24 protein-coding genes are annotated in these 24654 nt (G+C 54.7%); 20 read left to right on the plus strand and 4 right to left on the minus strand.

The window, feature by feature from the left end; genetic code table 11:
- Positions 1-160: 160 nt before the first annotated feature.
- From cysJ to cysH, 3 genes are read left to right on the plus strand one after another with little or no spacing between them, the layout of a single operon-like run.
- Entirely contained in the window at positions 161-1975 is a 1815-nt protein-coding gene (gene cysJ / locus ACQE3Z_RS10225) for an NADPH-dependent assimilatory sulfite reductase flavoprotein subunit (RefSeq protein WP_426973694.1), read from the plus strand.
- Positions 1975-3687 carry an assimilatory sulfite reductase (NADPH) hemoprotein subunit gene (gene cysI, locus ACQE3Z_RS10230; RefSeq protein WP_426973696.1) on the plus strand — a complete coding sequence of 571 codons (1713 nt, stop codon included), beginning with the start codon at positions 1975-1977 and terminating at the stop codon, positions 3685-3687. Before cysJ ends, cysI begins: the two co-directional genes overlap by 1 nt.
- An 11-nt stretch (positions 3688-3698) precedes the next feature.
- Entirely contained in the window at positions 3699-4430 is a 732-nt protein-coding gene (gene cysH, locus ACQE3Z_RS10235) for a phosphoadenosine phosphosulfate reductase (protein WP_426973750.1), read from the plus strand.
- A 464-nt stretch (positions 4431-4894) separates the two neighbouring features.
- Here cysH and ACQE3Z_RS10240 read toward each other — a convergent pair whose 3' ends face one another.
- Together ACQE3Z_RS10240 and ACQE3Z_RS10245 are read right to left on the minus strand one after the other, a co-directional pair.
- Positions 4895-5179 carry a YciI family protein gene (locus ACQE3Z_RS10240; protein WP_250650740.1) on the minus strand — a complete coding sequence of 95 codons (285 nt, stop codon included), beginning with the start codon at positions 5177-5179 and terminating at the stop codon, positions 4895-4897.
- On the minus strand, positions 5179-6213 hold the full coding sequence (locus tag ACQE3Z_RS10245; protein WP_426973698.1) for an aminopeptidase: 1035 nt from the start codon (positions 6211-6213) through the stop codon (positions 5179-5181). Before ACQE3Z_RS10245 ends, ACQE3Z_RS10240 begins: the two co-directional genes overlap by 1 nt.
- Positions 6214-6469: 256 nt before the next feature.
- Between ACQE3Z_RS10245 and cysG the strand changes: the two genes are divergently transcribed.
- The 13 genes from cysG to rpoS all read left to right on the plus strand — a co-directional run bounded on the left by cysG (position 6470) and on the right by rpoS (position 17657).
- Positions 6470-7885: a siroheme synthase CysG gene (cysG, locus tag ACQE3Z_RS10250; RefSeq protein ID WP_426973700.1), complete on the plus strand. Its 1416-nt coding sequence runs from the start codon at positions 6470-6472 to the stop codon at positions 7883-7885.
- Positions 7886-7894: 9 nt separating this feature from the next.
- On the plus strand, positions 7895-8803 hold the full coding sequence (gene cysD / locus ACQE3Z_RS10255; RefSeq protein WP_426973702.1) for a sulfate adenylyltransferase subunit CysD: 909 nt from the start codon (positions 7895-7897) through the stop codon (positions 8801-8803).
- Between the two features lie 11 nt (positions 8804-8814).
- Entirely contained in the window at positions 8815-10248 is a 1434-nt protein-coding gene (gene cysN / locus ACQE3Z_RS10260; RefSeq protein ID WP_426973704.1) for a sulfate adenylyltransferase subunit CysN, read from the plus strand.
- Between the two features lies 1 nt (position 10249).
- A complete protein-coding gene (gene cysC / locus ACQE3Z_RS10265) occupies positions 10250-10855 on the plus strand; it encodes an adenylyl-sulfate kinase (protein WP_426973706.1) in 606 nt (201 codons plus the stop codon).
- Positions 10856-10911: 56 nt separating this feature from the next.
- Positions 10912-11232 (plus strand): DUF3561 family protein, encoded by a 321-nt coding sequence (locus tag ACQE3Z_RS10270; RefSeq protein WP_250650735.1) that lies wholly within the window; start codon positions 10912-10914, stop codon positions 11230-11232.
- Positions 11233-11447: 215 nt separating this feature from the next.
- On the plus strand, positions 11448-11765 hold the full coding sequence (ftsB, locus tag ACQE3Z_RS10275; RefSeq protein ID WP_085070433.1) for a cell division protein FtsB: 318 nt from the start codon (positions 11448-11450) through the stop codon (positions 11763-11765).
- A gap of 2 nt (positions 11766-11767) precedes the next feature.
- Positions 11768-12487: a 2-C-methyl-D-erythritol 4-phosphate cytidylyltransferase gene (ispD, locus tag ACQE3Z_RS10280; protein ID WP_250650734.1), complete on the plus strand. Its 720-nt coding sequence runs from the start codon at positions 11768-11770 to the stop codon at positions 12485-12487.
- Positions 12487-12966 (plus strand): 2-C-methyl-D-erythritol 2,4-cyclodiphosphate synthase, encoded by a 480-nt coding sequence (ispF, locus tag ACQE3Z_RS10285; RefSeq protein ID WP_085070436.1) that lies wholly within the window; start codon positions 12487-12489, stop codon positions 12964-12966. Before ispD ends, ispF begins: the two co-directional genes overlap by 1 nt.
- Positions 12966-14015, plus strand: coding sequence for a tRNA pseudouridine(13) synthase TruD (gene truD, locus ACQE3Z_RS10290; protein ID WP_426973710.1), 1050 nt, complete (start codon positions 12966-12968; stop codon positions 14013-14015). The genes ispF and truD overlap by 1 nt, the downstream gene beginning before the upstream one ends.
- A complete protein-coding gene (surE, locus tag ACQE3Z_RS10295; protein ID WP_426973712.1) occupies positions 13996-14757 on the plus strand; it encodes a 5'/3'-nucleotidase SurE in 762 nt (253 codons plus the stop codon). Before truD ends, surE begins: the two co-directional genes overlap by 20 nt.
- Positions 14751-15377: a protein-L-isoaspartate(D-aspartate) O-methyltransferase gene (locus ACQE3Z_RS10300; RefSeq protein ID WP_085070442.1), complete on the plus strand. Its 627-nt coding sequence runs from the start codon at positions 14751-14753 to the stop codon at positions 15375-15377. Before surE ends, ACQE3Z_RS10300 begins: the two co-directional genes overlap by 7 nt.
- A 163-nt stretch (positions 15378-15540) precedes the next feature.
- Complete coding sequence (gene nlpD / locus ACQE3Z_RS10305) at positions 15541-16614, plus strand: murein hydrolase activator NlpD (RefSeq protein WP_426973714.1); 1074 nt, start codon at positions 15541-15543, stop codon at positions 16612-16614.
- A 50-nt stretch (positions 16615-16664) separates the two neighbouring features.
- Positions 16665-17657, plus strand: a complete 993-nt coding sequence (gene rpoS / locus ACQE3Z_RS10310) for an RNA polymerase sigma factor RpoS (protein ID WP_085070446.1) — start codon at positions 16665-16667, stop codon at positions 17655-17657.
- Positions 17658-17753: 96 nt separating this feature from the next.
- On the opposite strand, the gene mutS is transcribed toward rpoS, so the two are convergent.
- Complete coding sequence (mutS, locus tag ACQE3Z_RS10315) at positions 17754-20297, minus strand: DNA mismatch repair protein MutS (RefSeq protein ID WP_426973751.1); 2544 nt, start codon at positions 20295-20297, stop codon at positions 17754-17756.
- 308 nt (positions 20298-20605) lie between these two features.
- On the opposite strand from mutS, the gene ACQE3Z_RS10320 reads away from it, so the two are divergent.
- Positions 20606-20947, plus strand: coding sequence for a zinc ribbon domain-containing protein YjdM (locus ACQE3Z_RS10320; protein ID WP_426973717.1), 342 nt, complete (start codon positions 20606-20608; stop codon positions 20945-20947).
- Positions 20948-21004: 57 nt separating this feature from the next.
- Here ACQE3Z_RS10320 and ACQE3Z_RS10325 read toward each other — a convergent pair whose 3' ends face one another.
- A complete protein-coding gene (locus ACQE3Z_RS10325; protein WP_426973719.1) occupies positions 21005-21892 on the minus strand; it encodes a dihydrodipicolinate synthase family protein in 888 nt (295 codons plus the stop codon).
- 390 nt (positions 21893-22282) lie between these two features.
- On the opposite strand from ACQE3Z_RS10325, the gene pncC reads away from it, so the two are divergent.
- The 3 genes from pncC (at position 22283) to ACQE3Z_RS10340 (ending at position 24582) form a co-directional block, all read left to right on the plus strand.
- A complete protein-coding gene (gene pncC, locus ACQE3Z_RS10330; protein ID WP_426973720.1) occupies positions 22283-22783 on the plus strand; it encodes a nicotinamide-nucleotide amidase in 501 nt (166 codons plus the stop codon).
- A gap of 94 nt (positions 22784-22877) precedes the next feature.
- Positions 22878-23948, plus strand: coding sequence for a recombinase RecA (gene recA, locus ACQE3Z_RS10335; RefSeq protein ID WP_085070454.1), 1071 nt, complete (start codon positions 22878-22880; stop codon positions 23946-23948).
- A gap of 124 nt (positions 23949-24072) precedes the next feature.
- Positions 24073-24582: a regulatory protein RecX gene (locus ACQE3Z_RS10340; protein WP_426973721.1), complete on the plus strand. Its 510-nt coding sequence runs from the start codon at positions 24073-24075 to the stop codon at positions 24580-24582.
- Positions 24583-24654 lie beyond the last annotated feature (72 nt).

The following is a 24654-nucleotide window of genomic DNA, read 5'->3' on the forward strand; positions in this document are numbered from 1 at the left end:
GAAGCTAAAGCGTTAAGCTTTATCACCAAAAGCGTTTAGGCGTTTTGGTTATTTATTATTTCTAACCCTTATTTACCGGTTAATATGCGACTCGGTAACCTCTACGCTATCTTCCGTCTCTGAACGGTTTGGCATCACTGATACTGGAATCATCAAGGCAATGACGACTCAGGCTCCCCCAGGTTCTTTGCTCCCGCTTCAGCCGGAGCAACTCGCCCGCTTGCAGGCGGCGACCCAAGATTTATCAACGACGCAGCTGGCATGGATTTCTGGCTATTTCTGGGGGGTGGTTAACCAGTCGCCCGGTGCTGTTGCCGCCGTGCAGAGCGCGCCCGCGCCCGCCGCAGAGGCACCAGCCATTACGCTGCTCTCCGCTTCGCAAACCGGTAATGCGCGCCGTGTCGCTGAGCAGTTGCGTGATGATTTACTGGCAGCGAAACTGAATGTGAAGCTGGTGAATGCCGGTGACTATAAGTTCAAACAGATCGCTCAGGAAAAACTGCTGGTGGTGGTGACCTCTACGCAGGGCGAAGGCGATCCGCCGGAAGAGGCAGTTGCGCTGCATAAATATCTGATGTCCAAAAAGGCACCGAAGCTGACGGAGACCGCGTTTGCGGTGTTTGGCCTGGGCGACACGTCATATGAGTTTTTCAGCAAGGCCGGAAAAGATTTCGATACCAGGCTGGCTGAGCTGGGCGCGGAACGGCTGCTCGATCGCGTTGATGCTGATGTGGAATTTGCTGCTGATGCGGAAAAGTGGCGTAAAGAGATCGTTGCGCTGCTGCAAAAGCGCGTTCCCACCGACACGCCGGCGCAGGCCGTTGCTACCGCCAGCGGCACTTATAATGAAGTTTTCACCACGCCCTATACGCGTGACGAACCGCTGGTCGCCACGCTTTCGGTTAACCAGAAAATTACCGGCCGTGGCTCCGATAAAGATGTGCGCCATATTGAAATCGATTTAGGCGATGCCGGGCTGCGCTATCAGCCGGGCGACGCGCTTGGCATCTGGTATGAAAACGATCCGGCGCTGGTAAAAGAGCTGACTGAACTGTTATGGCTGCGCGGCGATGAAATTGTTGAGGTGAAAGGGCAAAGCCTGCCGCTCTCACAGGCGTTGCAGCAGCATTTTGAGCTAACGGTTAACACGCCGCAAATCGTTGAGCAGTACGCCAAACTGGTACGCAACGAAAAGCTGCTGGCGCTGGCGGCGGATAAGGCCCAGCTGCAGCATTATGCGCAAACCGTACCGATTGTGGATATGGCGCGTCAGGCACCTGGCGAGCTGAATCCGGAGCAGTTGCTGTCGCTGTTGCGTCCGCTGACGCCGCGCCTCTATTCCATCGCCTCTTCACAGGCTGAGACGGAAAACGAAGTGCATATCACCGTCGGCGCGGTGCGTTATGAAATTGATGGTCGCCCACGTGCGGGCGGCGCTTCCAGCTATCTGGCCGACAGGCTGGAGGAAGAGGGAGAAGTGCGGGTGTTTATCGAGCATAACGATAACTTCCGCCTGCCTGCCGATCCTGATGCGCCGGTGATTATGATTGGGCCGGGTACCGGGATCGCGCCGTTCCGCGCCTTTATGCAGCAGCGTGAAAACGACGGTGCCAGCGGGAAGAACTGGCTGTTCTTCGGCAATCCGCATTTCACCGAAGATTTTCTTTATCAGGTGGAATGGCAGCGCTATGTCAAAGAGGGGCTGCTGACCCATATTGATTTAGCCTGGTCGCGCGACCAGCAGCATAAAATTTATGTTCAGGACAAAATCCGCGAGAAAGGTGCGGAAGTGTGGCGCTGGCTACAGGAAGGCGCACATATTTATGTCTGCGGCGATGCCAACCGTATGGCAAAAGACGTTGAGCAGGCGTTACTGGAAGTGGTAGCCGGGCAGGGCGGAATGGACCTTGAGTCGGCTGATGAGTTTTTAAGTGAGCTGCGCATTGAGCGCCGTTATCAGCGAGATGTTTACTAATGAGTGAAAAACACCCAGGACCGCTGGTCGTCGAAGGAAAACTCTCCGATGCGGAGCGCATGAAAAAAGAGAGCAATTTTCTGCGCGGGACGATTGCCGAAGATTTACACAATGGCCTGACCGGCGGCTTTAGCGGCGATAACTTTCTGCTGATCCGTTTTCACGGTATGTATCAGCAGGATGACCGAGATATTCGCGCCGAACGTGCCGAGCAGAAGCTGGAGCCGCGTCACGCGATGATGCTGCGCTGTCGTTTGCCGGGCGGCATCATTACGCCGAAGCAGTGGCTGGCGATTGAGAAGTTCGCAACGGAAAACACACTATACGGCAGCGTCCGTCTAACGAACCGCCAGACTTTCCAGTTTCACGGCATTCTGAAAAAGAATGTGAAACCGGCGCATCAGATGCTGCACGAAGTGGGGCTGGACGCGATCGGCACGGCGAACGATATGAACCGCAACGTGCTGTGCAGCTCTAACCCGGTGGAGTCTGAACTGCATCAGGAAGCGTATGAGTGGGCGAAGAAAATTTCTGAGCATCTGCTGCCGCGTACCCGTGCTTATGCCGAGATCTGGCTGGACGAGAAAAAGGTCGCCACCACCGAAGAGGAGCCGATCCTCAGCGCAACCTACCTGCCGCGTAAGTTTAAAACCACCGTTGTGGTGCCGCCGCATAACGATGTCGATCTGCACGCGAACGACCTGAACTTTGTCGCCATCGCCGAGAACGGCAAGCTGGTAGGCTTTAACCTGCTGGTAGGTGGCGGTTTGTCCATCGAGCACGGCAATAAAGAGACTTACGCCCGTACCGCCAGCGAGTTTGGTTATCTGCCGCTGGATAAAACGCTGGCGGTTGCCGAAGCGGTGGTAACGACTCAGCGCGACTGGGGCAATCGTACCAATCGTAAGAATGCCAAGACCAAATATACCCTTGAGCGCGTTGGCGTTGAGACGTTTAAAGCAGAAGTGGAGCGTCGGGCCGGGATCACTTTTGAGCCGATCCGTCCTTATGAGTTCACCACGCGTGGCGATCGCTTTGGCTGGGTGAAGGGAATTGATAATAAGTGGCATTTAACGCTGTTTATTGAAAATGGCCGTCTGCTTGATTATCCGGGACGTCCATTGAAGAGCGGCATTGCGGAGATTGCCAAAATTCATCAGGGCGATTTCCGTTTGACTGCCAATCAGAATTTGATTGTGGCGGGCGTACCGGAAAGCGAGAAGGCACGCATTGAGGAGATCGCTCGTTCGCATGCATTAATGGAGAGCGTGACCGCGCAGCGTGAAAACTCAATGGCCTGCGTCGCGTTCCCGACCTGTCCGCTGGCGATGGCGGAAGCGGAGCGTTTTCTGCCTGCCTTTGTGACGCGTGTGGAAGAGATTATGTCGAAGCACGGCGTCGGCAATGAGCATATTGTGTTGCGCGTGACCGGTTGTCCTAACGGCTGCGGGCGCGCCATGCTGGCGGAGCTGGGGCTGGTAGGTAAAGCGCCGGGACGTTATAACCTGCATCTTGGCGGCAACCGCAGCGGCACACGTATTCCGCGTATGTATCGTGAAAATATCACTGAAGTTGAGATTCTGGCGCATATCGATGAGCTGGTAGGTCGTTGGGCGCAAGAGCGCACGCCGGGCGAAGGCTTTGGGGATTTCACCATTCGCGCCGGTGTTGTCAAACCAGTGGTCGATCCAGCCCGGGATTTCTGGGAATAACGGAGGGGATGATGCCTGTACTCGATCTTGCAGCACTGAATGAGTTACCGAAAGTTGAGCGCATCATGGCGCTGGCTGGGGTGAATACGCAGCTGGAAGCGCTGTCCGCCGAGGATCGCGTGATCTGGGCGCTGGAAAACCTGCCGGGTGAGTTTGTTCTCTCTTCCAGCTTTGGTATTCAGGCGGCAGTATCGCTGCATCTGGTTACGCGCCAGAAGCCAGACATCCCGGTGATCCTGACCGATACCGGCTATCTGTTCCCGGAGACGTACCGCTTTATTGATGAGCTGACAGAGAAGCTGGATCTGAACCTGAAGATATTTCGTGCGGAGCAGTCGCCGGCGTGGCAGGAAGCGCGTTACGGTAAGCTGTGGGAGCAGGGCGTGGAAGGGATTGAGCGCTATAACGAGATCAATAAGGTTGAGCCGATGAATCGTGCGTTACAGACGCTCGGCGCACAGAGCTGGTTTGCCGGTTTGCGTCGCGATCAGTCCGGCAGCCGTGCAAATTTGCCGGTGCTGGCGATACAGCGCGGCGTGTTTAAAGTGTTGCCCATCATCGACTGGGATAACCGTCAGGTTTATCAATATTTGCAGCAGCACGGTTTGGGCTATCACCCGCTGTGGGATGAAGGCTATTTGTCCGTGGGCGATACGCATACCACGCGCAAGTGGGAGCCGGGTATGGCCGAGGAGGAGACGCGTTTCTTCGGTTTAAAACGGGAATGCGGGCTGCATGAGTAAGGTCGTGCAGCGAGTTTAAGAGAAAGGCGGCTGAAAGGCCGCCTTTTGTTTTCAGGAGGCTTTACTCCGGCCCCATTCGCCGCTTCCCTATACATCGGCGCTGTCTGTTTGCCGCTGGCTTAGCTTTTGTGCAGCCTGTTTACCGTTTCTTGAAAATGCAGATGATTTTCACCACTGCTAATGTAGTAGTGACGCTTTTTTAAGGTTAAGTATCGTAAGTGCGGAATTAGGGGAGAGGGAAGGACGGGGCCAGGAGGCGGACCTCCCGCGCCAGGGAAGGCGCGGGCGGAGGCCCCAGGGATGGGTGCATGCCGTGCCGCCGATGGCCCCGTCCTTCCCGCGACCGGCACGGAGTTTGTTACAGACCGGCACGGAGTTTGTTTCAGACCGAAGCCGACTTTGCTTTAAATACACCGGCACGGAGCCTACTTCAGACAAAACAGCCGCGCGCACTCCGCTAACGCTTAACCCTCAGCCAGCGCCTTTAACGCTTCTGAGGTCAGCGAAATATTCACCTTCATCACCTCATAATGTGCCACTGCTACAAAAGGATCTTCTGCCAGAATTGTATCCAGACGATCGCGATCGATATCCTTCGCCATAATCACTCCGCCGCTGCGTGGATCCTTACGGCCTGCGGCGATAAAAACCTCAGCAGCAAAATAACGTTTCAGCCAGTCAACATGCGCTTCGGTCAGGGCCTCAACCTCTTCAATCGGGCGATGGTAGCTCAGATTAATAATGTACATTATGACTCCTTATGAGTAGCAGGTGGATTAGCCAGCTCGTTAATCAAAGGAAACAGAATCCGCACGCTATCGCGCGCTCGCGCGCTGATGCGTCCAGGTAACCATCGATCAAGATAATTCAAATTATCCCGCGCGGTCTGATGATGACTGACGCCCTGCGGAAAATGGCGAGAAATGGCCCGCTGCTGCGTCCCATCTTTCTTGCCTAAATCCCAGTTCGCAGCACGCACCGTCAGCAACGGAAAACCCGCAGCATCAAAAGCGTTAGGCAGTGGATAAGGCGCGCTATGGGCTGGACGCGTGGCGGCGTTAATACCGTAACGATGAGCAATATCCAGCGCCCGATCGCGCGTCTGTTTGATCACCGCAGAAGCAGTATTCTTTCCGCTGTTAAAATAGAGCCGATCGCCCACAATCAAACTATCAAGATCGATCACTAACAGCGTATTCTTGCGATCGGCGGCTTTCATCCGTGAGATATAGGCATCCATACCCTGTAAATCATCCTGATGAGCGCTGAGCGCTACAAAACGCACGCCGTAATGCAGCGGCTTATGACTAAGCAGCTGCGCCAGCTCCAGCATCACGCCAAGCCCGGATGCGTTATCATCCACCCCCTGAAGACGCAGCCCGCCGATATCCTTCTCGGTTTCCTCTTCGCTCACTGGCCGCCAGGTATCCAGGTGCGCAATCACTAAAATCTCCTGCGGTACCTCTCCGGCACGCGCAGCAATCACCGACGTGGCGGTAAGATTGCGCCAGTGCGTCTTGCCATTATTGTCGCGCCAGGGGCCCCGGGTTTTAAAATCGCGCTTATCGCTCTTATAACCCATCTCTGCAAACTGTTGCTGAAGATAGTTGGCGGTCAACAGCTCTGCCGGACTACCCGCCATGCGGCCAGGAAACCAGGTGGCGATATGACGTAATTGCTGCTCTGCAAACTGGCCGGGAACCGGGGTGCTGGCGCTAACCGGCAAACTGATGCCGCAGCTGAGCAACGCGGCCAACGCGCTCAGGCGGAGCAAGGAAAACATACCATAGTCCTTAGACGTCATCCGATGACGCGAAAACGAAATAATTTTGCTTCGATAGTATGAAATTGTGATGCAGATTGCACAATTTCAATTGCTCTTAAATACCCGAAATATCATCTGTTAAGCACCTTTTATGCAAAGCTTTGCCAGGCCTATATTCCATTCAGTAACTACTCATTCCAATTCGTAATTTCATCTGCCTGAAGCTGCAGTCGTATAGTCGCGTTAACTTTTTGTTATTCAATATAAGGTCGACGTGGATTATCTCCCTATATTTGCCGATCTAAAAGCCAGGCCGGTGTTGGTTGTCGGTGGCGGCGACGTGGCGGCGCGCAAAATTGAACTGCTGCGGCGCGCTGGCGCGCAGGTCCAAATCGCCGCGCGCGCGCTTTGCCCGGAACTCCAGACGCTGGCGGATAACCAGCAGGTTGAGTGGCTGGCAACCCAATTTGAAGAACAGCAGCTCGATCGGGTTTATCTGGTCATTGCCGCAACCGATAACAGCGAACTGAACGCTCAGGTTTTCGCTGCGGCTAATGCGCGTCGGCTGCTGGTTAACGTCGTCGACGATCAACCGAAATGCTCCTTTATCTTCCCGTCAATTGTTGACCGCTCGCCGCTGGTGGTTGCTATCTCCTCCAGCGGTACCGCGCCGGTTCTGGCACGTATGCTGCGTGAAAAACTGGAAGCCTTGCTGCCGACTAACCTCGGCGCAATGGCGCAGGTAGCGGGCGAATGGCGCGACAAAGTCAAACAGCGTTTCAGCAAAATGTCCGATCGCCGTCGCTTTTGGGAGCGCGCCTTCAATGGCCTGTTTGCCAGTCAGATGGCGGCCGGCAACGTGCAGGGCGCAAAACAAACGCTGGATGCGCAGTTAACCGATGAAACGTCTCATCAGGGCGAAATTATTTTAGTGGGCGCAGGGCCAGGCGATGCCGGGCTGTTGACGCTGCGCGCTTTGCAGGTGATGCAGCAGGCGGATGTCGTGCTCTATGACCACCTGGTAAGCGAGGAAATTCTGGATCTGGTGCGTCGCGACGCCGACCGGCTGTGCGTGGGTAAACGTGCTGGTGCGCATTCAGTGGCGCAGGAAGAGACTAACCGCTTACTGGTATCGCTGGCCAGCAAGGGCAAACGCGTGGTGCGCCTGAAAGGCGGCGATCCCTTTATCTTTGGTCGCGGCGGTGAAGAGCTACAGGCCGCCGCCGCCGCAGGCATTCCTTTTCAGGTGGTTCCTGGCGTAACCGCCGCCTCCGGCGCTACCGCCTATGCCGGCATCCCATTGACCCACCGGGATTATGCCCAGAGCGTGCTGTTTATTACCGGCCATTGCCGTGCCGATGGTCAGGCGATTGACTGGCCGTCGCTGGCGCGCGCGCAGCAGACGCTGGCGATCTATATGGGCACGGTAAAAGCGGCGGAAATAGCCGGACAGCTGATCGCTCATGGCCGCGCGGCATCAACGCCGGTTGCCGTCATTGGTCGCGGCACGCGTCAGGATCAGCAGGTGCTGACCGGAACGCTTGCCGAACTGGAACAGCTGGCGCAGCAGGCGCCGACGCCTGCGCTGCTGGTCATTGGCGAAGTGGTTAATCTCCACGCGCAACTGGCCTGGTTTCAACATTCAGTACAGCAGGCCGGACGTAATTCCGCCGTTGTGAATTTGGCTTGAGGAAAAATCATGGATCAAAAACGACTGACTCATCTGCGTCAACTGGAGGCGGAAAGTATCCATATTATCCGCGAAGTGGCGGCTGAATTTGGTAATCCGGTAATGCTTTACTCCATTGGTAAAGATTCATCGGTCATGCTGCACCTGGCTCGCAAAGCCTTTTATCCCGGCACGCTGCCGTTCCCGCTGCTGCACGTTGATACCGGCTGGAAATTCCGCGAAATGTATGAGTTTCGCGATCGTACGGTAAAAGAGATCGGCGCGGAGCTGATTGTTCATCGCAACCCGGAGGGCGTAGCGATGGGTATCAATCCCTTTGTTCATGGTAGCGCCAAGCACACCGACATTATGAAGACCGAAGGTCTGAAGCAGGCGCTGAACAAATATGGTTTCGATGCTGCTTTTGGCGGCGCGCGTCGCGATGAAGAAAAATCGCGTGCAAAAGAACGTATCTACTCGTTCCGCGATCGCTTCCACCGCTGGGATCCGAAAAACCAGCGCCCGGAGCTGTGGCATAACTACAACGGGCAGATCAACAAAGGCGAAAGCATCCGTGTCTTCCCGCTTTCCAACTGGACCGAGCTGGATATCTGGCAGTACATCTTTCTGGAAAATATTGAAATCGTACCGCTCTATCTGGCCGCTGAGCGTCCGGTGCTGGAGCGTGACAGCATGCTGATGATGATTGATGACGATCGTATCGACCTGCAGCCAGGCGAAAAGATAACGCCGCGGATGGTGCGCTTCCGTACCCTGGGCTGCTGGCCGCTGACCGGCGCGGTGGAATCGTCAGCGCAAACGCTGCCGGAAATTATTGAAGAAATGCTGGTTTCCACCACCAGCGAGCGACAAGGTCGCGTTATCGATCGCGACCAGGCTGGCTCAATGGAGCTGAAGAAACGTCAGGGCTATTTCTAAGGGGACGCCAGATGAATACCGTTATTGCACAACAGATCGCCGACAAGGGCGGGGTGGAAGCCTGGCTGCACGCGCAACAGCACAAAAGCCTGCTGCGTTTTCTCACCTGCGGCAGCGTGGACGATGGTAAAAGTACGCTGATTGGTCGTCTGCTGCACGATACGCGTCAGATTTATGAAGATCAGCTCTCCTCGCTGCATAACGACAGCAAGCGCCACGGCACCCAGGGCGAGAAGCTTGATTTGGCGCTGCTGGTGGATGGCCTGCAGGCTGAGCGCGAGCAGGGCATTACCATCGATGTCGCTTACCGCTATTTCTCCACTGAAAAGCGGAAGTTTATTATTGCTGACACGCCGGGACATGAGCAGTACACGCGCAATATGGCTACCGGCGCCTCCACCTGTGATCTGGCGATTCTGCTGATTGACGCGCGTAAAGGCGTACTGGATCAGACTCGTCGTCACAGCTTTATCTCTACGCTGCTGGGGATCAAGCACCTGGTCGTAGCGATCAATAAAATGGATCTGGTGGAGTACAGCCAGGATCGTTTTGAGCAGATAAAACAGGAATATTTTGATTTCGCAGCGCAGCTGCCGGGCGATGTGGACATTCGGTTTGTTCCGATGTCGGCGCTGGAGGGCGATAACGTCGCCACGCAAAGCACCACCATGAACTGGTACAGCGGCCCCACGCTGCTGGACGTACTGGAAACGGTGGAAGTTAATCGTGTAGTAGAAAGTCAGCCGATGCGTTTTCCGGTGCAGTACGTTAACCGGCCTAACCTCGATTTCCGTGGCTATGCCGGTACGCTGGCCTCCGGCATTCTGCGCGTGGGCCAGCGCGTGAAGGTGCTGCCTTCCGGCGTTGAGTCAAGCGTGGCGCGCATCGTAACCTTTGATGGCGACTTGCCGGAAGCGGGACCGGGCGAAGCGGTGACCATCGTATTAAACGATGAAATTGATATTAGCCGTGGCGATCTGCTGGTGGCGGCGGATGAAACGCTGAAAGCAGTGCAGGGCGCTTCGGTTGATGTTGTCTGGATGGCGGAACAGGCGCTGACGCCAGGTCAGAGTTTTGATGTGAAAATTGCCGGTAAAAAAAGCCGTGCCCGCATCGAAAGCATCGATTATCAGGTCAATATCAATAACCTGACCCATAACAACCAGATAGAGGCGCTGCCGTTGAATGGCATCGGGCTGGTAAACGTCACCTTTGATGAGCCGATGCTTCTGGATGCCTATCAACAGAATCCGGTAACCGGCGGGATGATCTTTATCGATCGCCTGACAAACGTCACCGTGGGTGCCGGAATGATCCGTCAGCCTCAGCAGCAGGCTACTGCCAGCCATGGCGAGTTCTCTGCCTTTGAGCTGGAACTGAATGCGCTGATCCGTCGTCACTTCCCGCACTGGGAAGCGCGCGATCTGCTGGCGGGCAAGCAATAAGATGGCGACGCATGACGAGAATGTGGTCTGGCACGCACACGCGGTAACGCGTGCCGATCGTCAGCAGCAGCATGGGCATCAGGGTGTGGTGCTTTGGTTTACCGGCCTTTCGGGGTCGGGTAAGTCAACGGTCGCCGGGGCGCTGGAACAGGCGCTGCATCAGCTGGGCGTCAGCACGTATCTGCTGGATGGCGATAATGTCCGGCACGGCCTCTGCCGTGATTTAGGCTTCAGCGACGCCGACCGTAAAGAGAACATCCGTCGCGTGGGCGAAGTGGCCAGGCTAATGGTGGATGCCGGATTAGTGGTGCTGACCGCCTTTATTTCACCGCACCGCGCAGAACGGCAAATGGTGCGTGAAATGCTGGGCGCAGGGGAGTTTATCGAAGTATTTGTCGATACGCCGCTGGCGATCTGCGAAGCGCGCGATCCCAAAGGGTTGTATAAAAAAGCGCGGGCGGGCGAGCTGCGTAACTTTACCGGAATCGACTCAGTTTATGAGGCGCCGGAACAGCCGGAAATCCATCTTGATGGCGAACAATTGGTAACAAAATTGACGGCGCAACTGTTAGATCTGCTGCGTCGGCGCGATATTATCAAATCCTGAGATTGCAGCGGCAAACGGCCAGAGAGCGGGCCGTGATGCGCAACAACAGGATACCTATGCATAATGTTACACCCCTGCTGGCCCGTAAAACTCACAGTGACCAGGACGACCGTGCCTGGTCCTTTCCCGGCGGCGTAATCGGTTTTGTTTCTTACTGGTGCGCTCTGGCGATCCCTTTCCTGCTGTATGGTTCCAATACGCTGTTTTTCCTGCTTTATACCTGGCCATTCTTTCTGGCGCTGCTGCCGGTGGCTGTGTTGATCGGTATCACCTTTGGTCTGCTGCTGCGCGGTCATCTTATCTGGACGTTGCTGCTGACGCTGGTCACCGTAACCTGTGTTTTATGGCTGCTCTTTTCCTGGCTAACCGGTTGGTAAGGCACGCTGTCGCTGACACCACAAGCAGCAGTGGCAGCCCTGCAAGGCTCAGGTTTATCTCCTGCCGCTGATGATCAAACGCGACCACGCGTTACAAATCTTTACCTGCAGCACTATTTTCAGGCACACCGAGCAGAAAGCGGCGCAATTTAACCGGCAGAGTGGAGTCCGGTGAAAAGTTATGGGATGATTGGGCCGTTTTTCAGGGGGCGGGGATGGGAAAACTGACGCTGCTGTTACTTGCATTACTTGTTTGGCTACAGTATTCGCTGTGGTTGGGCAAGAATGGTATTCATGATTACACCCGCGTCAGCGATGACGTAGTGGTACAACAGGCGAGTAATGCCAAATTAAAAGCGCGTAACGATCAGCTGTTTGCCGAAATCGACGATCTAAACGGCGGTTTGGAAGCAATTGAAGAGCGTGCGCGCAATGAGCTGGGGATGATTAAACCCGGAGAGACCTTCTATCGCCTGGTGCCGGATCAAAACAAACGTAACGGGCAGCAGGCTTTGCCAAATCAACAACGATAGCAATGACCACTATAACTGACGCCTGGCCGGATATTATCGCCGTGGTGCCCGCTGCCGGTATCGGTAGCCGTATGCAATCGGGGCGCCCTAAGCAGTACCTGACCATCGGTCAGTCCACCATTCTGGAGCACAGCATCGCCAGCCTGCTGGCACATCCGGCCATTAACCGGGTGATTGTCGTGCTTAGTCCGGACGATAACTATTTTCCGCAGCTGCCGCTGGCTAATGACAGCCGTATTCATACGGTAACCGGCGGGAAACAGCGCGCCGATTCAGTGCTGGCGGGCCTGCAGGCGGTTGAACAGGCTGACTGGGCGCTGGTACATGATGCGGCTCGTCCCTGTCTGGCCGCTGAAGATTTAAGCCGTTTACTGTCGCTTTGCCGTCACAGCCGCGTTGGCGGCATTCTCGCCGCACCGGTATGCGATACCATGAAGCGCAGCGAACCGGGCAAAGACGCCATCGCGCATACGGTTGAGCGGGAGGCCTTATGGCATGCGCTGACGCCGCAGCTGTTTCCTTTAGCATTGCTGCGTCAGTGTCTGGAGCGCGCCCTGCACGAAGGGGCCACCATTACCGATGAGGCCTCGGCGCTGGAATATTGTGGTTATCATCCTGAACTGATCGCTGGCCGCAGCGATAATATAAAAGTCACCCGCCCGGAAGATCTGGCGCTGGCGGCGTTTTATCTTACTCAACGACATAACAAGGAGTACGCATAATGCGTATTGGTCACGGTTTTGACGTCCATGCTTTCGGTGGCGAAGGCCCGTTGATTATTGGCGGCGTGCGGATTCCGTTTGAGCAAGGCTTTATCGCCCATTCCGATGGCGATGTGGCGCTGCATGCCCTGACGGATGCATTGCTGGGAGCCGCTGCCATGGGAGATATCGGCAAACTTTTTCCCGATACCGATCCTGCGTTTAAAGGCGCGGATAGCCGTGGGCTGCTGCGTGAAGCCTGGCAACGTATCCAGGCAAAAGGCTACCGGCTGGTTAATGTCGATGTCACTATCATCGCACAGGCACCGAAAATGCTGCCGCATGTGCCGCAAATGCGCATCAATATCGCTGAGGATCTCGGCTGCCATATGGATGATGTTAATGTCAAAGCGACGACTACTGAAAAGCTTGGCTTTACCGGACGCGGCGAAGGCATTGCCTGCGAAGCCGTGGCGCTGATCGCGCGGACGGAGGCATAATGGCTTTACCTGAATGGCAGCGGCTTTACGGCAAGCCCGCGATCCGCGGGCAGTTAAAGGCCAGCCCGGAAGATTTCATGGTGGTTGAAGATCTCGGCTACGAGGCTGACGGCGAAGGTGAGCATCTGCTGGTGCGCATCCGTAAAACCGGCTGTAATACGCGCTTTGTCGCCGATGCGCTGGCAAAGTTTGCAGGTATTCATCCGCGTGATGTCAGCTTTGCTGGTATGAAAGATCGCCATGCGGTGACTGAACAAACGCTCTGTTTGCGTCTGCCGGGTAAAGAGACGCCAGATTTTTCCGCGTTTAGTCTGGAAGGCTGTGAGATCCTGCATCTGGCGCGCCATAAACGTAAATTACGTACCGGCGCGCTGGCGGGCAATGCTTTCAGGCTGGTGCTGCGTCAGATCAGCGATCGCGCGGCGCTGGAGGAAAGGCTGCTACGTGTGCAGAACGGCGGCGCGCCTAACTATTTCGGTCAACAGCGTTTTGGTTTTCAGGGCAACAACCTGGAGCAGGCGAAACGCTGGGCCAGTAATGAAATCCGTGTGCGTGAACGGAGTAAACGCAGCTTTCTGCTTTCCGCCGCGCGCAGCGTTATGTTTAATCAGGTGGTCAGCGATCGTCTGGCGCAACAGGGCAACCTGACCCAGGCGATAACGGGCGATGCGTTGCAGTTGACCGGTCGCGGCAGCTGGTTTGTTGCGACAGAAGAAGAGCTGCCGCAGCTGCAGACGCGGATTGATAATAATGAATTGCGCATTACCGCGCCGTTACCCGGCAGCGGGGAGTGGGGAAGCCGTGACGCCGCGCTGGCTTTCGAGCAGCAAAGTCTGGCCGACAGCCTGGCGTTTATCCAGTTGCTGGAGCGGGAACGGGTAGAAGCCGCTCGCCGGGCGATGTTGGTTATTCCGCGCGACCTGCACTGGAACTGGCGCGATGATGCCACGCTGGAACTCAGTTTTTGGCTGCCAGCCGGCAGTTTTGCCACCAGCATAGTCAGGGAACTTTTCGAACAGGAAGGTAACGATGCGGATATTGCTGAGTAATGATGATGGGATCCATGCGCCAGGCATTCAAACGTTGGCAAAAGCCCTGCGTGAAATCGCCGAGGTGCAGGTGGTCGCGCCCGATCGTAATCGCAGCGGCGCTTCCAACTCGCTGACGCTGGAAACCCCCTTACGTACTTTTTCTTATCCCAATGGGGATATCGCCGTGCAGATGGGGACGCCCACCGACTGCGTATTCCTTGGCGTCAATGCGCTGATGCGCCCAAAGCCCGATATTGTGGTTTCCGGTATCAATGCCGGGCCTAATCTGGGCGATGACGTGATCTATTCCGGCACGGTAGCGGCGGCGATGGAAGGGCGACATTTAGGGCTCCCTGCGCTGGCGGTCTCGCTGGACGGTCAGCATCACTATGAAACTGCCGCTGCGGTCACCTGCGCTATTTTGCAGGGATTGCAGCGTGAGCCGCTGCGCACCGGCCGTATTTTGAATATCAATGTTCCCGATCTGCCGTTAGATCAAATCAAAGGTATTCGCGTTACTCGCTGCGGCAGCCGTCATCCCGCCGATAAAGTTATTCCACAGCAAGATCCGCGAGGCAATACGCTTTACTGGATCGGCCCGCCGGGCGATAAGCATGACGCCGGCCCGGATACCGATTTTGCCGCTGTTGATGAAGGCTATGTCTCTGTGACGGCGCTGCATGTCGATCTCACCGCCCATCAGGCGCAGGACGTGGTGGCCGGCTGGCTGACCAAAGCCGGAGTCGAGTCGCTATGGTAAGCAGACGCATCGAGGCTTTGCTGGATCAGCTACGCCAGCAGGGCATCGAGGATGAACTTTTACTGAAAGCGATTGGCGACGTGCCACGCGAGCGCTTTGTTGATGAAGCGCTGGAACATCAGGCATGGGAAAACATGTCACTGCCCATTGGCTCCGGGCAAACCATTTCGCAACCTTATATGGTGGCGAAAATGACCTCTTTGCTGGAGCTGAAGCCAGATTCACGCGTACTGGAGATTGGTACCGGCTCCGGTTATCAAACGGCGATTCTGGCCCATCTGGTCGATCATGTCTGTTCTGTTGAGCGTATTAAAGGGCTGCAATGGCAGGCGAAGCGCCGCCTGAAACAGCTTGATTTGCATAATGTCTCGACGCGCCACGGCGATGGCTGGCTGGGTTGGGCTGCACGCGCGCCGTTTGATGCCATAATTGTCACCGCTGCGCCGCCGGAAATCCCTGAGGCTCTGCTGGCTCAGCTTGATGAAGGCGGCATTATGGTTTTGCCGGTTGGGGAAGAAATACAGCAGCTGAAACGCATTCGACGTAAGGGCGGTGAGTTTATTGTCGATGTTATTGAGCCGGTACGTTTTGTGCCGCTGGTGCAGGGCGATCTCGCCTGACGGCCCGGCACCAGACTACGCATTTCTTCACAACTGATTAATAGCACGGGAATTGGGTTGTTGTTAGTATCAGCCATTCCATTCGTCAGCAATGGATAGCGAACGTGAACGCTTACGTTCGTCGTTTCAAGGCTCGTCACAGGTTTGTTATCACGGGGGATAAATGAGCACAGGAAGCCCACTTTTTACTTTGAGCCGCCTTGCGGCTGTTTCATTAATTGGATTTTGGCTGACGGGTTGTACTTCTGATAATAACGCTCAGGCTCCTATTAGTACGGTTGGCGGTCAGTCTCAGCCTCGGGGCGGTAATACAGCCTCTGGCGGTATGTTAAGCGGCGCGTCATCCTCCAGACCGGTATTTGCGTCCGGTTCGAACAATAGCAACGCTAATGTAATGACGCAGAATGGTCGTATCGTCTACAAGCGCAGTTATGAGAATATTCCGAAAGGTAGTTATAGCGGTGAGACATATACCGTTAAGCGAGGCGATACGTTGTTCTATATTGCCTGGATTACCGGCAATGATTTTCGCGATTTAGCCCAGCGCAATAACATCGCTGCGCCTTACAACCTCAATGTGGGTCAGGCTTTGCAGGTTGGTAACGGCTCAGGTTCACCGATTACCGGTGGCAATGCGATCACGGTCGCGGACGCTACGCAAGGGGGCGTGCCGACCACGCCTGGCTCAACACAAATCAAATCTTCTACAGTTGCGCAGCAACCGGTTATTACGTATTCTGATGATTCAGGAAAATCAGGTGGGGGCAAAATGTTGCCTTCAGCGGGGAATACAACTGTTGCAACGACAACAGCCCCGGTTACCGCACCGCCGACGGTAAGCAGTACAACGTCCAGTTCAACCCCTGTGGCTGGTTGGCGTTGGCCCACCGACGGTAAGATTATCGATAACTTTTCTGCTGCAGAAGGCGGCAATAAAGGTATCGATATCGCAGGATCGCGAGGACAGCCAGTGGTTGCCACCGCATCCGGTCGTGTAGTGTATGCAGGTAATGCGCTGCGCGGTTACGGTAATCTGATTATCATCAAACATAACGATGATTACCTGAGTGCCTACGCCCATAACGACACTATGCTGGTCCGGGAACAACAAGAAGTTAAGGCGGGGCAGAAAATAGCTACTATGGGTAGCACCGGAACCAGTTCAGTTAGATTACATTTTGAAATTCGTTACAAGGGGAAATCCGTAAACCCGTTGCGTTATTTACCGCAGCGATAAACGGGCAGAGCCTTGAAGTTCTGCCCAGGGATCACGGGTAGGAGCCGCTTATGAGCCAGAATACGCTGAAAGTTAATGAGTTACATGAAGATGCGGAATTCGACGAGAACGGAGCTGAGATTTTCGACGAGAAGGCTCTTGTTGAAAATGAACCTGGTGATAATGAACTAGCTGAAGAAGAGTTGTTGTCACAGGGTGCGACGCAACGTGTTTTAGATGCGACGCAGCTTTACCTCGGTGAGATTGGTTATTCGCCGCTTTTAACGGCAGAGGAAGAAGTATTTTTTGCTCGCCGCGCACTGAAAGGCGACATTCCTTCTCGTCGTCGCATGATCGAAAGTAACTTACGACTGGTGGTAAAGATTGCTCGTCGTTACAGCAATCGTGGTCTGGCGCTATTGGACCTGATTGAAGAAGGTAACCTGGGCTTGATTCGTGCTGTTGAGAAGTTTGACCCCGAGCGTGGGTTCCGTTTCTCAACGTACGCCACCTGGTGGATTCGTCAAACGATTGAACGGGCAATTATGAACCAAACCCGTACAATTCGTCTGCCGATTCACATCGTCAAGGAGTTGAACGTTTATCTGCGCACCGCGCGTGAACTGTCGCACAAGCTGGATCATGAGCCGAGTGCGGAAGAGATCGCCGAGCAGCTGGATAAACCAGTTGATGACGTAAGCCGTATGTTGCGTCTCAACGAACGCATTACCTCAGTTGATACGCCATTAGGCGGAGATTCTGAGAAAGCGCTGCTGGATATCCTGGCCGATGAGAAAGATAACGGTCCGGAAGACACCACGCAGGACGATGACATGAAACAGAGCATCGTTAAGTGGTTGTTTGAGCTGAATGCCAAGCAGCGTGAAGTATTGGCACGTCGTTTCGGCCTGCTGGGCTACGAAGCGGCAACGCTTGAGGATGTGGGCCGTGAAATCGGTTTAACCCGCGAGCGTGTACGTCAGATTCAGGTTGAAGGTCTGCGTCGTCTGCGTGAAATCCTGCAGGCGCAGGGCCTGAGCATTGAAGCTCTGTTCCGCGAGTAACAATGTTCCTGCAATAGGGTAATGCGAAAGCGGTGGTCTCAGACCACCGCTTTTTTATTGCCTGTATTCAGCGATCGCGGCTGAATACAGGCAGGTTTACAGCAATGATTTAAGCCGATAAATCCATTCCAGAGCCTGACGCGGTGAAAGGGTATCGGGATCCAGCGCTTCCAGTGCTTCAACCGCAGGCGACGTTTCTTCGACCAGCAGCGGCAGTTGTGGACCATCAGTCTTTGTTGCCGCAGCCGTGCCCGATAACGCCTCCAGCTCTTTCAGCTTTTGCCGGGCGCGCTTAATGACTTCTTTGGGGACGCCTGCCAGCGCAGCAACCGCCAGGCCATAGCTTTTACTGGCCGCGCCTTCCTGTACGCTGTGCATAAACGCGATGGTATCGCCATGCTCCACGGCATCCAGGTGGACATTGGCCACGCCTTCCATTTTTTCTGCCAGGGTAGTCAGCTCAAAATAGTGGGTAGCGAACAGCGTCATTGCCTTAATACGACTGGCAAGGCTTTCAGCACAGGCCCAGGCAAGAGAAAGACCGTCATAGGTTGAGGTTCCGCGACCAATTTCATCCATCAACACCAGGCTGTGTTCTGTGGCGTTATGCAGAATATTCGCCGTTTCGGTCATCTCCACCATAAAGGTTGAACGGCCTGAGGCGAGATCGTCCGCCGCACCGACGCGCGTAAAGATGCGATCGACCGGACCGATAGTCGCCTGCTCTGCCGGAACAAAACTGCCAATACAGGCCATCAGCACTATCAGCGCTGTCTGACGCATATAGGTACTTTTACCACCCATGTTCGGACCGGTAATCACCAGCATGCGGCGCTGCGGTGAAAGCGAAAGCGGATTGGCAATAAAGGGTTCTTTCAGCACCTGTTCAACCACGGGGTGACGGCCGCCGGAAAGCTTGATGCCGGGCTTATCGCTTAAAGTCGGACGCGTATAGTTCAGCGTCCAGGCGCGTTCAGCCAGGTTGGTTAAGACATCAAGTTCGGCCAGCGCAGCGGCGCTTTGCAACAACGCATCCAGGTGCGGCAGCAGCAGATCGAAAAGCTCCTCATACAGTGCCTTTTCCAGCGCCAGCGCCTTACCTTTAGAGGTAAGCACTTTATCTTCATACTCTTTCAGCTCTGGAATAATGTAACGTTCAGCATTTTTCAGCGTCTGACGGCGCACATAATGGATCGGCACCAGATGGCTCTGCCCACGGCTAACCTGGATGTAATAACCATGTACCGCATTGAAGCCGACCTTTAGCGTATCCAGCCCTAACTTTTCACGTTCGCGGATTTCAAGACGATCGAGGTAGTCGGTTGCGCCATCAGCCAGCGCGCGCCACTCATCCAGCTCGGCGTTATAACCCGGCGCGATTACGCCGCCGTCACGCACCAGCACCGGTGGCGTTTCGATAACGGCACGTTCCAGCAGCTCACGCAGTTCGCTAAATTCCCCCATCTGCTGACGCAACGTGGGAAGATGTCCGGCATCCACATCGGCTAACAGAGCGTTCAGCTCCGGTAACTGTTGAAACGCGTGGCGCATACGCGCCAAATCGCGCGGGCGTGCAGTGCGCAGCGCCAGGCGCGCCAGAATGCGTTCTAAATCGCCAACCTGACGCAGGATCGGCTGCAGTTCGCCACTGAGATCCTGCAGAGCGGCAATGCTTTCCTGACGTTGCGCGATCACGCGGCTGTCTCTGACCGGCGTATGCAGCCAGCGTTTCAGCATGCGGCTGCCCATCGGCGTGACCGTTTTATCCAGCACGGCGGCCAGCGTATTATCAACGCCGCCCGCCAGATTCTGGGTAATTTCCAGGTTACGGCGCGTAGCAGCATCCATGATGATGCTGTCCTGCTGGCGCTCCATCGTTAACGAGCGAATATGCGGCAGCGAGGTGCGCTGCGTATCTTTGACATATTGCAGCAGGCAGCCGGCGGCACGCAGGGCGACATGCGCATTTTCAACGCCGAAGCCGGTAAGATCGCGCGTACCGAATTGCAGGTTAAGCTGCTGACGCGCAGTATCCAGTTCATATTCCCAGAGCGGACGACGGCGCATACCGCGACGATTTTCAATCAGATCCATCGCGGCAAAATCTTCCGGATAGAGCAGCTCGGCCGGGTTAGTGCGCTGCAGCTCAGCGGCCATTGCTTCGCGGTCTGCCGGTTCGCTCAGCAGAAAGCGGCCCGAACTGATATCCAGCGTGGCATAGCCGAAACCGCGCGCGTCCTGCCAGATAGCCGCCAGTAAATTGTCCTGACGCTCGTTAAGCAGGGCTTCATCACTAATTGTACCCGGCGTGACGATACGCACTACTTTGCGCTCAACCGGGCCTTTGCTCTGCGCCGGATCGCCAATCTGTTCGCAAATCGCTACCGACTCGCCCAGCTGTACCAGCCGGGCCAGATAGTTTTCCACAGCATGATAAGGCACGCCCGCCATGGGGATCGGCTCGCCAGCGGAGGCGCCGCGCCTGGTCAGGGAGATATCCAGCAGTTGAGAGGCGCGTTTGGCATCGTCATAAAACAGTTCATAGAAATCACCCATGCGATAAAACAGCAGGATGTCGGGATGCTGTGCCTTCAGGCGAAGGTACTGCTGCATCATCGGGGTGTGGTTACCAATATCCATATCTGTCGATCCTTTCACGGTCATGTCACTCAACTTGCATGTTCCTGTTGGTCTCAGCGGCGGTCTGGGGATTCAGGCGGATCCTATCGCTAAAGTATCAAAAGCGCTACCCGACGTTAGCAGGCGTAACGTCAGAAAGGGAGGGTTATTATCTACCGCTACCCACTTCTTCGGCTCGGCTCGCAAAGTATAAGAAGCTTGTGCCAGGTCAAAAGGGCAGAGTGAATAACGCTACCCACAGCAAAATTAAGGTTATAGAATGAGCGCCTTTTTCATAACCCACTGGGTCGTAACTTTTTGAGGTTGTAATGCAGACTTTACCTTCTTGTCCTGAATGCCATTCTGAATATACCTGGCAGGATGGCGACACGCTGAACTGTCCTGAATGTGGTCACATCTGGTCGCAGCAGGAAACGGGAGCGCCAGGGGATCAGGGGCTGGTTGTGCGGGATGCCAACGGTACTCTGCTGGCAGATGGCGACAGCGTAACGGTCATCAAAGATCTGAAGGTTAAAGGCAGCTCTTCTGCGCTGAAGATCGGTACAAAAGTTAAAGGGATCCGCCTGGTGGAAGGGGATCATAACATCGATTGTAAGATCGAGGGTTTTGGCCCGATGAAACTGAAATCTGAGTTCGTTAAAAAGAACTAAGTTTTTTGCAACGTCAGGCAAAGCAGCTAAGCATTGGCTTGGCTGCTGCCTTTCTGTTTAGCTGAACAGCAGCTCGATGGCGTCGCACTGCGCCTCGCTTAAGGTTCCGCCGCTATTACGTGAGCGCGGCGTCATGTAGCCATATTTACGTGCCACCGCCGTTTTAATCGTGGTCACAAAGTCATCGCCCACCGTATAAATTGCCATCAGTTTACCAATGCGTTGCTGAAACTGCGTGAGCGCAGCCAAATCTCCATCCCGCCAGCTTTGCATCGCTTCGGCAAACATCGCCGGCACCAGATTATTTAACCCGCTAATCACGCCTGCGCCGCCAGCCAGCAGGTTAGGCAACAGATATTCATCATAGCCAGAGAGCACGGCAAAATCGCTGCGCACCTTTTTGGTTTCTTCTATTAATGAACGGTTATGTGACAGGCAATCCGTGGTGTCTTTGATGCCGATGAAATTGGGCAGTTCTGCCGCCAGTTCCGCCACCAGCATCGCATCAAGATCGCAACCGGTACGCGCCGGAAAATTATAGGCGAACCATTTGCCTTCCAGCTCACGATCGAGCTGTCGATAGTAAGCTAACAGCTGTTGTCGGGTCTGTCCGTAATACCAGGGCGGCAGCACCATTACGGCATCAAAGCCGCTCTCCCAGGCAAGATGCGCTAACTCCAGCATGTCGCTGTTACAGCTGCTGGAAATATTGGCCACCATGCTGAGACGGGACATGCTGCGGGCTTCACGTATTAATAATTTACGCTCTGCTTGCGTTAGTGAAACAAACTCGCCGATGCTACCCATCAGCAATAGCGTATCAATGCCGGATGCGTCCAGACGCGCAAAATGCTGCGCCAGTGCATTCAGATCTAAATGGTTATCTGCCGTAAATGGGGTTACCGAGGGGCACCAAACGCCGGAAAAAGCAGGCTGATTTTGCATATTGTTCTCCGCAGGCGACAATTGAAACGGTGTTTTAAATTAATCATTTTTATCTGTGCGTGTCACAGCAAGTAGCACGATAATCCAACCGCGATCTCAATTATCGTCTTTACTTAACGCTCTTTTCTGAAAAATGCGGCGTGATTTATCCATCTTGCTGTTTCATCCTGTTTAACGAACGCTGAAATAGCATCCATACTGAATCTCAATGGCAATTTCCTGTGGCGCTAATATGTTGACTAGTAACCTTGCTAAGTCAGTTCGTCGCCCGCATATAAAGCAGGAACCTGCCTCGCAAAATAACCATGCTGTCCGGACGAAACGGCAAAAAGGTGACGCCTTGCGCGCGCTTTGTTGTTAACGTTGGGCAGAGCATCCAGGGATGAGAGAATGACTGACGAACAACTGAAAGCGTTAAGCGCCCTTAACGGAAAGCTGCTGCTGCAGCGCCAGGCAAAGCTTACCACCGCCGAATCTTGCACCGGCGGCTGGATTGCTAAAGTTTTGACCGATATCGCCGGTAGCTCCGCCTGGTTTGAACGCGCTTTTATCACCTACAGTAATGATGCCAAGCAGCAGATGATTGGCGTATCTGAACAGAGCTTGCAGCAGTGGGGCGCAGTCAGCGAACAAGTGGTAAAAGAGATGGCCGCTGGTGCGTTAAAAGAGGCCAGAGCGGACTTCGCCATTGCCGTTAGCGGCATTGCCGGACCGGACGGCGGCACCACGGAAAAACCGGTCGGCACCGTCTGGTTCGGCTTTGCCACAGCAGCAGGCGAAGCGGTGCAAAAACGCTTTGTATTTCAGGGTGATCGAGAGGCTGTGCGGCGGCAAGCGGTAGCGACGGCGCTGCAGATTTTACATGATGATTTTCTCAAAAATTTGACTTGATACTGTATGATTATACAGTATAATTACCATCCAATGAACGAGAGCACTGCACACAACCGTGGCGTGCTTTACCCCGGCATGATTAGGAGTAAAAATGGCTATTGACGAAAACAAGCAAAAGGCTCTGGCAGCAGCGCTGGGCCAAATTGAGAAGCAATTTGGTAAAGGCTCCATCATGCGCCTGGGTGAAGACCGCTCAATGGATGTGGAAACCATCTCGACCGGTTCGCTTTCGCTTGATATCGCCCTTGGTGCTGGCGGCCTGCCAATGGGCCGTATGGTTGAAATTTACGGTCCGGAATCGTCCGGTAAAACCACGCTGACGCTACAGGTCATCGCCGCCGCTCAGCGTAAGGGCAAAACCTGTGCCTTTATCGATGCCGAACATGCGCTGGATCCGGTTTATGCGAAAAAGCTGGGCGTTGATATTGATAACCTGCTCTGTTCTCAGCCGGATACCGGTGAACAGGCGCTGGAAATCTGTGATGCGCTGGCGCGTTCCGGTGCGGTAGACGTTATCATCGTCGACTCCGTTGCGGCGCTAACGCCGAAAGCGGAAATCGAAGGTGAAATCGGTGACTCACACATGGGTCTCGCCGCACGTATGATGAGCCAGGCGATGCGTAAGCTGGCCGGTAACCTGAAGCAGTCCAATACGCTGCTGATCTTTATCAACCAGATCCGTATGAAAATCGGCGTTATGTTCGGTAACCCGGAAACCACGACCGGTGGTAACGCGCTGAAGTTCTACGCCTCTGTGCGTCTTGATATTCGCCGTATTGGCGCGATCAAAGAGGGCGATAACGTCGTCGGCAGTGAAACCCGTGTCAAAGTGGTTAAAAACAAGATTGCTGCGCCGTTTAAACAGGCTGAATTCCAGATCATGTACGGTGAAGGGATTAACATCTACGGCGAGCTGGTGGATCTTGGCGTGAAGCACAAGCTGATCGAGAAGGCGGGTGCCTGGTATAGCTACAATGGCGATAAAATCGGCCAGGGTAAAGCGAATGCCAGCAACTACCTGAAAGAAAACAGCGCTGTGGCTAACGAAATCGAGCAGAAACTGCGTGATATGCTGCTGAACAATCCTGTCGAGGAAGGTAAAGCGGCCGTCCCGGCGGAGAATTACGAAGATACCGCTAGCGAAACTAACGAAGACTTCTAATTCCTCACCCCGGTCAGCCTGGCTGCCCGGGGTTTTTTTGTTCTAATACTTTGTATCCTGCCGCAATTCTCGCTACCCTCGCTTTTTACTGCTTATCTCAACCTACCAACCTGACGGAAGCGTAATGACTGACAAGCCCGCAACTCCGGTCACTTTTGCACGCCTGTTGGATCGTGCTACGCGTATTCTTGCCATGCGCGATCATAGCGAAGTCGAGTTCCGTCGTAAGATGGCGCAGTCAGCTGCGCGTGCCGCGATGCGCCATGATGAACCGGCTGAGGAAATTCCGGAAGAGATGATAGAACAGGTTATCGCCTGGTGCTATGAGCATAGCTGGCTGGACGATGTCCGTTTTGCCCAACGTTTTGTTATCAGCCGCAGCCGCAAGGGCTATGGCCCACAGCGTATCCGCATGGAGCTGGCGCAAAAGGGAATAGGGCGCGAACTGGCGGAAACCGCCCTGAGCGAGGCGGAGATCGATTGGGGCGCTCAGGCTTTAGACGCGGCAGAACGTAAATTTGGCCTGCCGTTGCCGCAGGAATGGAAACAAAAATCCAAAGTGCTGCGTTATCTGCAGGCGAAAGGGTTTTTCATGGAAGATATCCAGTCGATTTATCGAAATAATGATGATTGAACCGCGATGGGATTTTACTTCCCTCGGAAGAAAATTTATCTTATTCCCACTTTTTGTTGGTAACTCTTCACG

It is taken from the genome of Pantoea sp. FN0307, assembly GCF_050113815.1.
GTDB lineage: Bacteria > Pseudomonadota > Gammaproteobacteria > Enterobacterales > Enterobacteriaceae > Mixta > Mixta alhagi.